The 12,001-nt window shown below is 62.9% G+C and carries 15 protein-coding genes; 5 read left to right on the forward strand and 10 right to left on the reverse strand.

Going from position 1 to position 12,001, the window contains the following annotated elements; genetic code table 11:
- Positions 1–25: 25 nt before the first annotated feature.
- From BLU35_RS14410 to chvI, 3 genes are all read right to left on the reverse strand, one after another.
- On the reverse strand, positions 26–481 hold the full coding sequence (locus BLU35_RS14410) for an HPr kinase/phosphorylase (RefSeq protein WP_093233499.1): 456 nt from the start codon (positions 479–481) through the stop codon (positions 26–28).
- Positions 478–2,208: a sensor histidine kinase gene (locus BLU35_RS14415; RefSeq protein WP_286161524.1), complete on the reverse strand. Its 1,731-nt coding sequence runs from the start codon at positions 2,206–2,208 to the stop codon at positions 478–480. The genes BLU35_RS14410 and BLU35_RS14415 overlap by 4 nt, the downstream gene beginning before the upstream one ends.
- A gap of 266 nt (positions 2,209–2,474) precedes the next feature.
- Positions 2,475–3,200, reverse strand: coding sequence for a two-component system response regulator ChvI (gene chvI, locus BLU35_RS14420; RefSeq protein WP_093233501.1), 726 nt, complete (start codon positions 3,198–3,200; stop codon positions 2,475–2,477).
- A 324-nt stretch (positions 3,201–3,524) separates the two neighbouring features.
- Between chvI and BLU35_RS14425 the strand changes: the two genes are divergently transcribed.
- The 5 genes from BLU35_RS14425 to BLU35_RS14445 all read left to right on the forward strand — a co-directional run bounded on the left by BLU35_RS14425 (position 3,525) and on the right by BLU35_RS14445 (position 7,298).
- Positions 3,525–5,135 carry a phosphoenolpyruvate carboxykinase gene (locus BLU35_RS14425; RefSeq protein ID WP_093233516.1) on the forward strand — a complete coding sequence of 537 codons (1,611 nt, stop codon included), beginning with the start codon at positions 3,525–3,527 and terminating at the stop codon, positions 5,133–5,135.
- Between the two features lie 115 nt (positions 5,136–5,250).
- On the forward strand, positions 5,251–5,685 hold the full coding sequence (gene arfB / locus BLU35_RS14430; protein ID WP_058327468.1) for an alternative ribosome rescue aminoacyl-tRNA hydrolase ArfB: 435 nt from the start codon (positions 5,251–5,253) through the stop codon (positions 5,683–5,685).
- Positions 5,686–5,763: 78 nt separating this feature from the next.
- Positions 5,764–6,237 carry a peptidoglycan-binding protein LysM gene (gene lysM, locus BLU35_RS14435; protein ID WP_093233502.1) on the forward strand — a complete coding sequence of 158 codons (474 nt, stop codon included), beginning with the start codon at positions 5,764–5,766 and terminating at the stop codon, positions 6,235–6,237.
- A gap of 2 nt (positions 6,238–6,239) precedes the next feature.
- On the forward strand, positions 6,240–6,677 hold the full coding sequence (locus tag BLU35_RS14440) for a hypothetical protein (protein ID WP_286161523.1): 438 nt from the start codon (positions 6,240–6,242) through the stop codon (positions 6,675–6,677).
- Between the two features lie 9 nt (positions 6,678–6,686).
- Complete coding sequence (locus BLU35_RS14445) at positions 6,687–7,298, forward strand: alpha-ketoglutarate-dependent dioxygenase AlkB (protein WP_093233503.1); 612 nt, start codon at positions 6,687–6,689, stop codon at positions 7,296–7,298.
- 16 nt (positions 7,299–7,314) lie between these two features.
- On the opposite strand, the gene coaA is transcribed toward BLU35_RS14445, so the two are convergent.
- Genes coaA through hisB form a run of 7 tightly spaced genes read right to left on the reverse strand, consistent with a single transcriptional unit; the run spans position 7,315 to position 11,941 of the window.
- Positions 7,315–8,307, reverse strand: a complete 993-nt coding sequence (coaA, locus tag BLU35_RS14450) for a type I pantothenate kinase (protein WP_058321592.1) — start codon at positions 8,305–8,307, stop codon at positions 7,315–7,317.
- Entirely contained in the window at positions 8,304–8,627 is a 324-nt protein-coding gene (locus BLU35_RS14455; RefSeq protein ID WP_057252063.1) for a phosphoribosyl-ATP diphosphatase, read from the reverse strand. The genes coaA and BLU35_RS14455 overlap by 4 nt, the downstream gene beginning before the upstream one ends.
- A 15-nt stretch (positions 8,628–8,642) precedes the next feature.
- Positions 8,643–9,419: an imidazole glycerol phosphate synthase subunit HisF gene (gene hisF, locus BLU35_RS14460; protein WP_058321591.1), complete on the reverse strand. Its 777-nt coding sequence runs from the start codon at positions 9,417–9,419 to the stop codon at positions 8,643–8,645.
- A 2-nt stretch (positions 9,420–9,421) separates the two neighbouring features.
- Complete coding sequence (gene hisA / locus BLU35_RS14465; protein WP_058321590.1) at positions 9,422–10,159, reverse strand: 1-(5-phosphoribosyl)-5-[(5-phosphoribosylamino)methylideneamino]imidazole-4-carboxamide isomerase; 738 nt, start codon at positions 10,157–10,159, stop codon at positions 9,422–9,424.
- A gap of 29 nt (positions 10,160–10,188) precedes the next feature.
- Positions 10,189–10,839, reverse strand: coding sequence for an imidazole glycerol phosphate synthase subunit HisH (gene hisH / locus BLU35_RS14470; RefSeq protein WP_058321589.1), 651 nt, complete (start codon positions 10,837–10,839; stop codon positions 10,189–10,191).
- Positions 10,839–11,309, reverse strand: a complete 471-nt coding sequence (locus tag BLU35_RS14475; protein WP_057252067.1) for a DUF2628 domain-containing protein — start codon at positions 11,307–11,309, stop codon at positions 10,839–10,841. The genes hisH and BLU35_RS14475 overlap by 1 nt, the downstream gene beginning before the upstream one ends.
- A 23-nt stretch (positions 11,310–11,332) precedes the next feature.
- Positions 11,333–11,941, reverse strand: coding sequence for an imidazoleglycerol-phosphate dehydratase HisB (hisB, locus tag BLU35_RS14480; RefSeq protein ID WP_057252068.1), 609 nt, complete (start codon positions 11,939–11,941; stop codon positions 11,333–11,335).
- Between the last annotated feature and the right edge of the window lie 60 nt (positions 11,942–12,001).

The following is a 12,001-nucleotide window of genomic DNA, read 5'->3' on the forward strand; positions in this document are numbered from 1 at the left end:
CCAGCCTCGCTGACGGTAAATCGGGCTAGGATCCTATTTTTTCAGCGATGAGCGTATGCAAAATATTGAGAACATACGCCCCCTCTTCAACGGGAACGCGAACAATCGGGAGTACTCGCCCGAGTGGTAAGGGCAACGTCTCGTCTTCCAGCGGTAATCGCGGGTCGAAAGGCGCACTCACGGGCAGCATGGCCCAGTCCATCACCGCGGCAGGCACGGTTTCGATCTTGCCGATTCCGGCGCCGCGTATTTCAATCAGGCCGTGAATGGAGGGCGGACAGCGGGCGACGATCCTGTCATGTTCCAGGCTCAGATCCACCCGATCGTCGGCGACGAGTGCCGCAAAGTGCCCGGCCTGTCGTGCGGCCGTGATGCATGCAAGCGCCAGCCTGGATTTGCCGATGCCGGAAGGGCCCGTGATCAGGAAGCCGCGCGTCCCGAGCACGATGGCAGTGCCGTGGACATTGGCGCCCGTCGTCACGCGTGCGGCTCGGCGGGTAGCGACAGGATGAAGCGCGCGCCGCTGACGTGGCCGTCCTGCGCGACGATGTTTTCCGCCTTCAGCGTACCGCCGTGGGCTTCGGCGATCTGCCTGGAAATCGACAGGCCGAGGCCGGAGTTCTGGCCGAAATCCTCTCCTTCCGGCCGATCGGTGTAGAAGCGTTCGAAAATGCGGTCGATGTCTTCCGCCTGGATTCCGGGGCCGTTGTCCTCGACATAGACGAGGCAGCGCGATCGCGACCGTGTGAGGCGCACGACGATCCGCCCGCTGTCTTCGGGAACGAAGGACCGGGCGTTCTCGATCAGGTTGGTGATAATCTGGCCGATGCGCAGGTCGTGGCCGTTGACGGCGAAGCGGGCCTTGGGACTGTCCTTGCGGTCGATGACGAAATCGAGCAGCACCGTCTTCTTCTTGCTGCGGACCTGGCGCGAAATATCGACGAGGTCGCCCAGAAGTCTTTCGAGGTCGATGATCCTGGCATCGCTGCGGGCAAGTTCCGCGTCGAGGCGCGAGGCGTCCGAAATATCGCTGATCAGGCGATCGAGGCGGCGGACGTCATGCTGGATGACGTCCATCAAGCGCTTCTTCGATTCGTCGGTCCGCGCAAGCGGCAGGGTCTCGACGGCGCTGCGCAGCGAGGTGAGGGGGTTTTTCAGCTCGTGACTGACATCGGCCGCGAAATTCTCGATCGCCGCGATCCGATCGTAGAGCGCGGTCGTCATTTCCCGGAGCGCGACGGACAGGTTGCCGATCTCGTCCTGGCGAGAGGAGAAATCCGGGATCTCCTCGCGCTCCTTGGCACCGCCGCGCCGCACGCGGACTGCCGCCGCTGCGAGCCTTCGAAGCGGGTTGGCGATGGTCGAGGAGAGAAGCAGCGACAGGATGATGTTGACGAGGGCAGCCACGCCGAAGACGCGGATGATGGCGAGGCGCTCGGCCTGGACGATCTTGTCGATGTCGCCGGCTTGCGTCGAAAGCAAGAGAACGCCGAGCACGGCGCGGAACCGCTGGACGGGAACGGCCACTGAAACGATGAGCTCGCCCTTCTCGGTGACGCGTTCGACATAGCCGCGCACGCCGGTCAGCGCGTTGGTGACCTCAGGATAGATCGAGCCGTTGCCACCCGGCGGTTCCTTGTAGAGTGGCAGATTGCCGGGCTGCAGCAGCTTGTTCAGCCAGCTGTTGAGCTTTTCGCCGATGCCCGTCGATTCCGGCTCGATCGGCGGCAGGTCGAAGCGCAGCACCTGGCCGCCGCTATAGAGATGCCGGGAATCGAGCAGCAGGTCGGCATCGGCGTCGAAGAGGCGGGCGCGGGTGCGCGTCGGCGAGATCAGCCGCCTGAGAACCGGCGCAACGCGTTCCTGGATGATCGGGAAATCGAGATCCTCGTCGCTCGGCAGCGGCGTTATGCTCTGGCCGGCCTGCAGTTCGAGCAGTTTTTCGGGATCGATGGTGATCGAGTTGGTATCGACCGAGGCGGAAGCCGAGATGGCACCGGCGATGATTTCGCCCTGGGTCAGCAGGCTTTCGACACGGGCGTCGATCAGTCCCTCGCGGAACTGGTTGAGATACATGATGCCGCCGACGAGGACGACGAGTGCCACCAGGTTGAAGAAGACGATACGGCGGGTGAGGCTCGAGAAGACGGCATTGCCGAACAGGCGGCGAATCAGCGTGAAAGGATGTGCCCAGCGGCGCTGGCCCATATGTGCCTGCGCACGTCCGTCACTGTCTTCGATGTCGCCCTGCAAGACTTCTACCAAATGTCCCGCTCCCGCGCGGACTTCCGTCACGTTCTCTCGATTGCAACGCTGACACGGCCCGAGTGCCGGGCGCGACGCCGTCGTTCACTTTGTGTGGTTCCGGCCCAGAGGTCCGATGGCGCGGCGGGGTTTCAAAGGCAGCCTTGGCCGTGCTCCCGTCGCGCCGTTTCTGAATGCGCCACAATCGGCGCGATGGCAAGTCCCGCGGCTCAGGCTGTCTCGCGGAAACGATAGCCGACACCGTAGAGGGTCTCGATCATGTCGAAGTCGTTGTCGACCATCTTGAACTTCTTGCGCAGCCGCTTGATGTGGCTGTCGATGGTGCGGTCGTCGACATAGACCTGCTCGTCATAGGCGGCGTCCATCAGCGCGTCGCGGCTCTTCACCACGCCCGGGCGCTGGGCAAGCGAATGGAGGATGAGGAATTCGGTCACCGTCAGCGTTACCGGCTCGCTCTTCCAGGTGCAGGTGTGGCGCTCCTGGTCCATCACCAGTTGCCCGCGCTCGAGCGAGCGCGAGGGCGCGTCGGAAGCCTTGGCGGGATTCGTCGGGTTGGCGGCAGCCGCTTCGCGGTTTGCGGCGCGACGCAGGATCGCCTTGACGCGTTCGACCAGCAGGCGCTGCGAGAAGGGCTTGGTGATGAAGTCGTCGGCACCCATCTTCAGACCGAAGAGTTCGTCGATCTCTTCATCCTTGGAGGTGAGGAAGATCACTGGCAGGTCGGACTTCTGTCTCAGGCGGCGCAGCAATTCCATGCCGTCCATGCGCGGCATCTTGATGTCGAAGATCGCAAGCTGCGGCGGCCGGGCGAGCAGGCCCTCAAGCGCGGAAGCACCGTCGGTATAGGTCTCGACCTTGTAGCCTTCTGCCTCCAGGGCGATGGATACGGACGTCAGAATATTCCGGTCATCATCGACAAGCGCGATGGTCTGCATCGTGTTCAACTCCGTCTTTTGAGGTGCCGGTCTCGTCCCCGAAAACTCCGGCATTCGCGAGTCACGGGTGCGTTAGTGAGTATAAAGGTGGAACAAATTGTGGCGAAGCCCAAAAAGTACCTGTCGTAACGATAGGATAGGTCCTGTCAGATCGGTGTCCGGCAGGCCGAATTCAACCGATTAAAAAAACGATAATTTTCTTTAAATCGATTAATATACTGAAATCATTATTCTTTTTTTGACGCCGCCTTGTTTTTGAGCGAGCATGCAAGTATGGTCCGGCGAAATTCAACGCCAATGGCCAAACACGAAGGAAGCTTGACCATGGAGCAACTCGGCACTCGCAATCTCGCGAACGGCTTGGAAAAACTCGGCTTTACCGACCTGGAAACGGTCCGGTACAACCTCGAAGCCGCAGAGCTTTATGAGGAAGCTCTTCGCCGCGGCGAGGCTGAACTGACGGCACACGGGGCGCTTGTTGCCCGTACCGGCCAGCACACCGGTCGTTCGCCGAAGGACAAGTTCGTGGTTCGCGATGCGAACACCGACGACCAGATCTGGTGGGACAACAACAAGCCGATGTCTCCGGAGCATTTCGCCCTGCTGCGAAAGGACATGCTCGATCACGCCAAGGGCATGTCGCTTTATGTGCAGGATCTCGTTGGCGGCGCCGATGCCGACAACGCCCTTCCGACCCGCGTTGTCACCGAATATGCCTGGCACTCGCTGTTCATCCGCAATCTCCTGATTCGTCCGGCCCGCGAGGCACTCGGCTCCTTCCTGCCGAAGCTGACGATCATCGATCTCCCAAGCTTCAAGGCTGACCCGGAGCGCTACGGCTGCCGCACGGAGACGGTGATTGCCTGCGACTTCACCAACGGACTGATCCTGATCGGCGGCACGTCCTATGCCGGCGAAATGAAGAAGTCGGTCTTCACCGTTCTCAACTACCTGCTGCCCAAGAAGGGCGTGATGCCGATGCATTGCTCGGCCAATGTCGGCCCAGCAGGCGACACGGCGATCTTCTTCGGTCTCTCCGGCACCGGCAAGACGACGCTTTCGGCCGACCCGACCCGCACGCTGATCGGCGACGACGAGCACGGCTGGGGCGAGCACGGCGTCTTCAACTTCGAAGGCGGCTGCTACGCCAAGGCGATCCGCCTGTCGGAAGCTGCCGAGCCGGAAATCTACGCGACGACCCGCCGCTTCGGCACGGTCATGGAAAACGTCGTGCTCGATGAGCGCCGCGTTCCGGATTTCGACGACGGTTCGCTGACGGAAAACACCCGCTGCGCCTATCCGCTCGACTTCATCCCGAATGCCAGCGCCACCGGCACCGCGCCGCAGCCGCGCACGATCATCATGCTGACGGCCGATGCCTTCGGCGTGATGCCGCCGATTGCCAAGCTGACGCCGGAACAGGCGATGTACCACTTCCTCTCCGGCTACACCGCCAAGGTTGCCGGCACGGAAAAGGGCGTCACCGAGCCGGAAGCCACATTCTCGACTTGCTTCGGCGCGCCGTTCATGCCGCGGCATCCGTCGGAATACGGCAACCTTCTGAAGGACCTGATCGCCAAGAACGGCGTTACCTGCTGGCTGGTCAACACCGGCTGGACAGGCGGCGCCTACGGCACCGGCAGCCGCATGCCGATCAAGGTGACCCGCGCTCTGCTCGCCGCAGCCCTCGACGGCTCGCTGAACGCCGCTGAACTGCGCACCGACGCCAACTTCGGCTTCGCCGTTCCGGTCTCGGTCCCCGGCGTCGACGACGGCATCCTCGATCCGCGCTCGACCTGGGCCGATGGTGCGACCTATGATGCCCAGGCCCGCCGCCTCGTCGATATGTTCATCGCCAACTTCGCCAAGTTCGAAGAACATGTTGATGGCAGCGTCCGCGACGCGGCTCCCGGCACCAAGCTTGCCGCCGAATAAACATCGTCAGCTATGATTCACGTGAAACCCGGCCTCCCACGGCCGGGTTTTTCGGTTTTGTGGCGAATGTTTTCAAGAGGTTCGCTCTGTGCCATAGATCGGGGCGAGGTGAACCATGGCTAGCGACACGCTCTACATAAACGACAGCATCGTGATTGCCGGCTGGGAGCTGACGGAGCAATTCGTGCTGGCCGGCGGGCCGGGTGGGCAAAACGTCAACAAGGTGTCGACCGCCGTTCAGCTGTTCTTCAACGTGCTGGCCTCTCCAGCGCTTTCCGATCGCATCAAGGCCAACGCCCTGAAGATTGCCGGGCGTCGTGCCTCGAAAGAGGGCGTGCTGATGATCGAGGCCAGCCGGTTTCGCAGCCAGGAGCGCAACCGCGAAGATGCGCGCGAGCGACTGAAGGAACTGATTCTCAAGGCCGCGGAGCCGCCACCACCGCCACGCAAGAAGACGAAACCGACCCGCGGCTCCGTCGAGCGCCGTCTCAAGGAGAAGTCCGGGCGCGGCGAGATCAAGAAGCTTCGGGGGCGGCCGGCCGGCGATTGATTTCTTTTTTGCCGCTCCTTGCCTTTGGCAGGCGGCGCCCTCTCTTACCGAGCAGTGTTTTCGCAAAAGGAGATATTCATGGGTCTTTTCAGCTTTATCAAGAACGCCGGCAAGAAGCTCGGCATCGGCGGCGACGATGACGCCCCGGATGCCGAAAGCGTTCAGAAGGAACTTGCATCCCACGATCTCGGCACAAAGGACGTGCAGGTCGAAGTGGCCGGTGACAAGGTCGTGCTGAAGGGTGTCGTGAAGGACCAGAGCGTCTTCGAAAAGGCCGTGGTCGCCGTCGGCAACACGCTCGGCGTCTCGGCCGTCGAAGCCTCCGAGCTTAGGGTTGCCGATGCTGGCGCCGCACCGGCACCCGCCAAGGCGCCGGTCTTCTATACGGTCAAAAAGGGCGACAACCTCTGGAAGATCGCCGAAGCGCAGTACGGCAAGGGCAAGGGTGCCAAGCACACCGTCATCTTCGAAGCCAACAAGCCGATGCTGACGCATCCGGACAAGATCTACCCCGGCCAGGTTCTGCGCATTCCGGATCTGGACGCGGCCTGAGCGTGTCGTTCACGCGTCGTCTTGCAATCGCGACGCTGGCGAGCCTTTGGCTTGCCGGCGCTTGTCTGGCGCAACCGTTCCGTGAACCGGCCAAGGGCAGTACTGAGCGTGCCGCCATCCTCGACGCGATCCGTCCGGCGGTGGAGGCCGAAATGCGCGGTCCGGTCGAGTTCGTCGTCACGACGATACGTGCAGCACCCAACTGGGCCTTCCTGCAGGTCGAGCCGCAACGTCCCGGTGGCGGCACTATCGACCTTGCGCAAACCGGGTTGCGTGACGAGGCTGACATGATGGATGGTCTGACGGTGTTTGCACTGGTCAGCTTCCACAATAGCCGCTGGAACCTCGTCGATCACGTGGTCGGGCCGACGGATGTCGCCTATGCCGGCTGGCCGCTTCGCTACGGCGTGCCGGCAGCACTTCTCGGCCTGGAGCAATAGGGGCTTCCAATGCAGGTGCTCCCGAAAGGGATCAGACATATCCCGGGCTATCTCGATCGCACCCGGCAGGAACAACTCGTCGAAGCGATTCGTCGTGTCGTTGCCGAAGCACCGCTCTTCGTGCCGGAAATGCCGAAGACCGGAAAACCCATGTCGGTTCGCATGACCAATTGCGGCTTGCTCGGCTGGGTCACGGATCGCGATCGCGGCTATCGTTACCAGGCTCAGCATCCGGTGACCGGCCGGCGCTGGCCGCCGATGCCGGACATAGTGTTCGAGATCTGGCAGGCAGTTTCCGCCAGCCAAAAGATGCCGGAAGCCTGTCTTGTGAACTTCTATTCCGAGGAGGCCCGCATGGGTCTGCACCAGGACCGCGATGAGCATGATCTGGAAACGGCTGTCGTCTCGATCTCGCTCGGCGACAGCTGCCTTTTCCGCGTCGGCAGCAATCAGCGCGGGGGACAGACCATGTCCTTCCGGCTCGAAAGCGGCGATGTCGTCGTGCTCGGTGGAGAAGGGCGGCTCGCGTTCCATGGCGTCGACCGGATCTATCCGAACACGTCGACGCTGCTGAAGAACGGTGGCCGCGTGAACCTGACGCTGCGTCGCGTCAATCCATGACGGGCTTATCGAGCGCTCAGAGTTTTCTGAGCGCCACCTTTTCCGTCAGGTGGTTCGGGCCCTTTTGCAGGATCAGGTCGGCGCGCGGGCGCGTCGGCAGGATGTTCTGGTGCAGGTTCTTCAGGTTGATGTTGTGCCACAGGCCCTCGGCGATGGCGCGCGCCGCATCCTCGCTGATCGTGGCATAACGATGGAAGTAGGATTCCGGGTTCTTGAAGGCGGTTTCGCGCAAGCGCATGAAGCGGTTGACGTACCAGCTATGGATCAGGCTCTCCTCGGCATCGATATAGATCGAGAAGTCGAAGAAATCCGAGACCATCGGCACGATCTTGCCGTCGGCCGGTAGGTTGCGCGACTGCAGCACGTTGATGCCCTCGAAGATCAGGATATCCGGGCGGTCGATGACGGTGAACTGGTCCGGCAGCACGTCATAGGTCAGGTGCGAGTAGCTCGGCGCCTTGACGTTCGGTTGGCCCGCCTTGATCGCTGACAGGAAGCGCAGGAGCGCGCCCACGTCGTAGCTTTCCGGAAAGCCCTTGCGATCCATCATGTTTTCGCGCTGGAGCACGGCGTTCGGGTAGAGAAAGCCGTCGGTCGTCACCAGATCGACCTTCGGGCTCGATGGCCAGCGCGACAGGAGCTGCGCAAGGATACGGGCCGTGGTCGATTTGCCGACGGCGACCGATCCGGCAATGCCGATGACGAAGGGCGTCTTCGTTTCGGACATGCTGAGGAAGCGCTTGCGCTGCTCGAAGAGCATCTGCGACGATTCCACATGGGTCGAAAGCAGGCGCGATAGCGACAGGTAGATCTGCCGGACTTCACCGAGATCGACGGGGTCGTTCAGCGAGCGCAGCCGCTGCACTTCGTCGGCCGTCAGCGTCAGCGGCGTATCGGCGCGAAAGCGCGACCATTCCTCGGCGGTGAAGAAATGATAGGGGGAATAGTCCCGCTGCTGCAGATTGTCCGGCAGGTCCGCCGCTTCGATGTCTTTGGCCGCTATCGTCATGGGGTCTGCCGATTTGCCTTTTCCTGCAGGCCAGATTGGTTGGTTCGCCGCGCGAGCTCGTTCAGCACATCCTGCAACGGAACGTCGGCGATCTTCAATACGACCATCAGATGATAGATGAGATCGGCGCTTTCGGCGACGAGATTCGCGCGGTCGTTGCTGACGGCCGCGATCACCGTCTCGACCGCCTCTTCCCCGAGTTTCTTGGCCGCCTTCGGCTGGCCGCTCGCGACCAGCTTTGCCGTCCAGGATTCGTCCGGCGCCGCCTTCGCGCGTGTCGCGACGATGGCCTCGAGATCGGAAAGTGTGAAGTCAGCCATGGAAGATCCTGAAGCTCAGTCGAGGCGCATGGCGATGCCATGCTCCGCCATATAGCGCTTGGTTTCGCCAATGCTATAGGTGCCGAAGTGGAAGATAGAGGCGGCGAGCACGGCGGTTGCATGACCGTCGCGGATGCCGGCAACCATGTGATCGAGGTTTCCGACGCCGCCGGACGCGATGACTGGGGCACGCACCGCATCGGCCACGGCACGGGTGAGCGCGATGTCGTAGCCGCTCTTCGTTCCGTCGCGATCCATCGAGGTCAAAAGGATCTCGCCGGCGCCGAGGTCGACGACGCGGCGGGCAAACTCGATCGCGTCGATGCCGGTCGGCTGGCGTCCGCCATGGGTGAAGATCTCCCAGCGGTCCGCTTCGCCGTCCGTCGACACCTTCTTGGCGTCGATGGCGACGACGATGCACTGGTTGCCGAACTTGTCGGCGGCTTCCGCAACGAAGTCCGGGTTCTTCACGGCAGCGGTATTGATCGACACCTTGTCGGCGCCGGCAAGCAGCAGCTTGCGGATGTCGGAGACCTGGCGCACGCCACCGCCGACGGTCAGCGGCATGAAGCACTGTTCGGCGGTGCGGGCGATGACGTCAAAGATCGTCTCGCGATTGTCCGACGAGGCGGTGATGTCGAGGAAGCAGAGTTCGTCGGCGCCGGCGGCATCATAGGCGCGGGCCGCCTCAACCGGGTCGCCGGCGTCGATCAGGTCGACGAAGTTGACACCCTTGACCACACGACCGTCCTTGACGTCGAGGCAGGGGATAACGCGGGCTTTGAGGGACATGGTCAGGCCTTTCTCGCGGCGCGGATCAGATCCAGCGCTTCCTGCGGGTCGATGCGGCCGTCATAGAGCGCGCGGCCGGAGATGGCACCTTCGAGTTTGTGTGCGTCCGGGGCAACCATGCGGCGGATGTCGTCCATCGAGGCAAGACCGCCTGACGCGATGACCGGAATGGAAACCGCATCCGCCAGCTCCAGCGTCGAGGGCCAGTTGATGCCGGTCAGGATGCCGTCGCGGTCGATATCGGTATAGATGATCGCCGAAACGCCGGCGCCCTCGAACTTCTTGGCAAGCTCGATCACGCCGAGCTCGGAGGCCTCGGCCCAGCCCTCGACGGCGACCTTGCCGCCCTTGGCGTCGATGCCGACGGCGACCTTGCCGGGGAACTTGCGGCAGGCTTCTATGACGAGTGCCGGATCGCGCACAGCGACCGTGCCGAGGATGACGCGGGCAAGGCCGCGCGACAGCCAGTTTTCGATATGGTCAAGCGTGCGGATGCCGCCGCCGAGCTGCACCGGGTTACGGGTCGCCTTGAGGATGGCGTCGACGGCCGCGCCGTTGACCGTCTCGCCGGCAAAGGCGCCGTTGAGGTCGACCACGTGCAGCCATTCGAAGCCCTGTTCTTCAAAGGCGCGGGCCTGGGCCGCCGGGTCGGGGTTGTAAACCGTCGCCTGGTCCATGTCGCCGAGCTTCAGGCGTACGCATTGCCCGTCTTTCAGGTCGATCGCGGGAAATAGGATCATGGGTCTGTCCAATCGAGAGAGGCGAAAGCTCAGGGCTTCCAGCGCAGGAAATTCGAGATGAGGGCAAGGCCGAGGGCCTGGCTCTTTTCCGGGTGGAACTGCGAGCCGGCCTTGTTGCCGTTGGCGACGAAGGCGGTGACCGGACCGCCGTAATCCGCTTCGGCGACAACGTCGCCGGCGTTCTCGGCGGCCAGATGGTACGAATGCACGAAATAGGCGTGCAGGCCGCCTTCGCCAACCCGGATGCCGTCAAACAGCGGATGTTCGCGCTTGAGCGTGAGCGTGTTCCAGCCGATCTGCGGGATCTTCAGTGCGGTATCAGTGGGCGTCATCTCGACGACATCGCCGGGGATCCAGCCGAAGCCGTGGGTGATGGTCTTTTCGAGCCCGCGCGACGACATCAGCTGCATGCCGACGCAGATGCCGAGGAACGGCCGGGCGGCCTGTTCCACCGCTTCGGTCAGCGCCTGCTCCATGCCGTCGACGGCGGCAAGGCCACGGCGGCAGTCGGCATAGGCACCGACACCCGGAAGCACGATGCGGTCGGCGCTCGCCACCCGCTCCGGCTTGTCGGTGAGGTCGATCTCGGCTGAAATGCCGGCTTCGCGAGCGGCCCGTTCGAAGGCCTTGGTGGCTGAGCGCAGGTTGCCCGAGCCGTAGTCGATGATGGCGACGCGCATCAGCGTTCTCCGTAGGAATCAAAAAGGCCGAGGCCGGGTCCGCCGTTTGAGGGCTTGCGCGCGGTCCAATCGGCCGGGGAAGGGGTGGCGGGCTTTGTCTCGCCCGGTGCCACGCTCGTGAAATAGATCTCTTCCGCCGTCTCCAGATTGGGTGCCGGCACGATGGAACGAAGCGTCCAGTCACGAGCCGTCAGGCTGCGTGCCACCAGAACTGGCCCTTCCAGCGCGACGAGCAGCCGCAGCGCGAGCTGCACCAGCACCGATGCAAGGAAACCGCCTGCGAGACTCGACAGGGAGATTAACGAAATCTGCAGAACAGCAACTGCGATTCCGATTGCCCATTGCCGCTTGAAGAGAAGCCAGAGCGCCGGGAAGAGAAAGGCGCCCCAGGAGAAGCCGTCGGCAACGAAGCGTGTTCGCTCGTCGTCGGCGCGCGCACCCGGCGGGGTGAGGATCAGGTAAGAAGCCATGGGTTCAGCCAGTGACTGGCCGCTTAGGCAAGGGTCCCCTTGGTCGAGGGAACGCGGCCGGCCTGGCGCGGGTCGATTTCGGTTGCGGTGCGGAGCACGCGGGCGACGGACTTGAAGCAGGTCTCGGCGATATGATGGTTGTTGGCGCCGTAGATGTTCTGGATATGCAGCGTGATCCCGGCATGCTGGGCGAGCGCCTGGAAGAACTCACGCACGAGTTCCGTGTCGAAGGTGCCGATCTTCGGCGCGCTGAAGGCAACGTTCCAGACGAGGAACGGCCGGCCGGAAACGTCCACTGCCGCGCGGGTCATCGTCTCGTCCATGGCAAGGTCGAGCGAGGCGTAACGGGCGATGCCGCGCCGGTCGCCGAGCGCCTTGGCGAGCGCCTGGCCGATGGCAATGCCGGTGTCCTCGACCGTATGGTGGTCGTCGACATGCAGGTCGCCGTCGGTCTTGATCTCCATGTCGATGAGCGAATGGCGGGCGAGCTGGTCCAGCATATGGTCGAAGAAGCCGACACCGGTCGAAATCTTCGAAACGCCGGTGCCGTCGATGTTGACCGATACGGACACCGCGGTCTCGTTGGTTTTACGCGAAACCTGTGCGGTGCGGCTGGACGTGGCTTCTGCCATCGGGCTCTCCTGTATGCGCCAGTGCGGGGGGAGGAAAGCCTGTGCGGTTTCCTCATCTCG

The sequence above is a fragment of the Sinorhizobium sp. NFACC03 genome (genome assembly GCF_900103435.1).
Lineage (GTDB): Bacteria > Pseudomonadota > Alphaproteobacteria > Rhizobiales > Rhizobiaceae > Ensifer.

Excerpts from the sequence above, each read along its gene's own strand:
- BLU35_RS14415 (WP_286161524.1), bottom strand. The coding sequence starts at position 2,208 with ATGGGCCAGCGCCGCTGGGCACATCCTTTCACGCTGATTCGCCGCCTG.
- chvI (WP_093233501.1), bottom strand. The coding sequence starts at position 3,200 with ATGCAGACCATCGCGCTTGTCGATGATGACCGGAATATTCTGACGTCC.
- BLU35_RS14425 (WP_093233516.1), top strand. The coding sequence starts at position 3,525 with ATGGAGCAACTCGGCACTCGCAATCTCGCGAACGGCTTGGAAAAACTC.
- arfB (WP_058327468.1), top strand. The coding sequence starts at position 5,251 with ATGGCTAGCGACACGCTCTACATAAACGACAGCATCGTGATTGCCGGC.
- lysM (WP_093233502.1), top strand. The coding sequence starts at position 5,764 with ATGGGTCTTTTCAGCTTTATCAAGAACGCCGGCAAGAAGCTCGGCATC.
- BLU35_RS14445 (WP_093233503.1), top strand. The coding sequence starts at position 6,687 with ATGCAGGTGCTCCCGAAAGGGATCAGACATATCCCGGGCTATCTCGAT.
- coaA (WP_058321592.1), bottom strand. The coding sequence starts at position 8,307 with ATGACGATAGCGGCCAAAGACATCGAAGCGGCGGACCTGCCGGACAAT.
- BLU35_RS14455 (WP_057252063.1), bottom strand. The coding sequence starts at position 8,627 with ATGGCTGACTTCACACTTTCCGATCTCGAGGCCATCGTCGCGACACGC.
- hisF (WP_058321591.1), bottom strand. The coding sequence starts at position 9,419 with ATGTCCCTCAAAGCCCGCGTTATCCCCTGCCTCGACGTCAAGGACGGT.
- hisA (WP_058321590.1), bottom strand. The coding sequence starts at position 10,159 with ATGATCCTATTTCCCGCGATCGACCTGAAAGACGGGCAATGCGTACGC.
- hisH (WP_058321589.1), bottom strand. The coding sequence starts at position 10,839 with ATGCGCGTCGCCATCATCGACTACGGCTCGGGCAACCTGCGCTCAGCC.
- BLU35_RS14475 (WP_057252067.1), bottom strand. The coding sequence starts at position 11,309 with ATGGCTTCTTACCTGATCCTCACCCCGCCGGGTGCGCGCGCCGACGAC.
- hisB (WP_057252068.1), bottom strand. The coding sequence starts at position 11,941 with ATGGCAGAAGCCACGTCCAGCCGCACCGCACAGGTTTCGCGTAAAACC.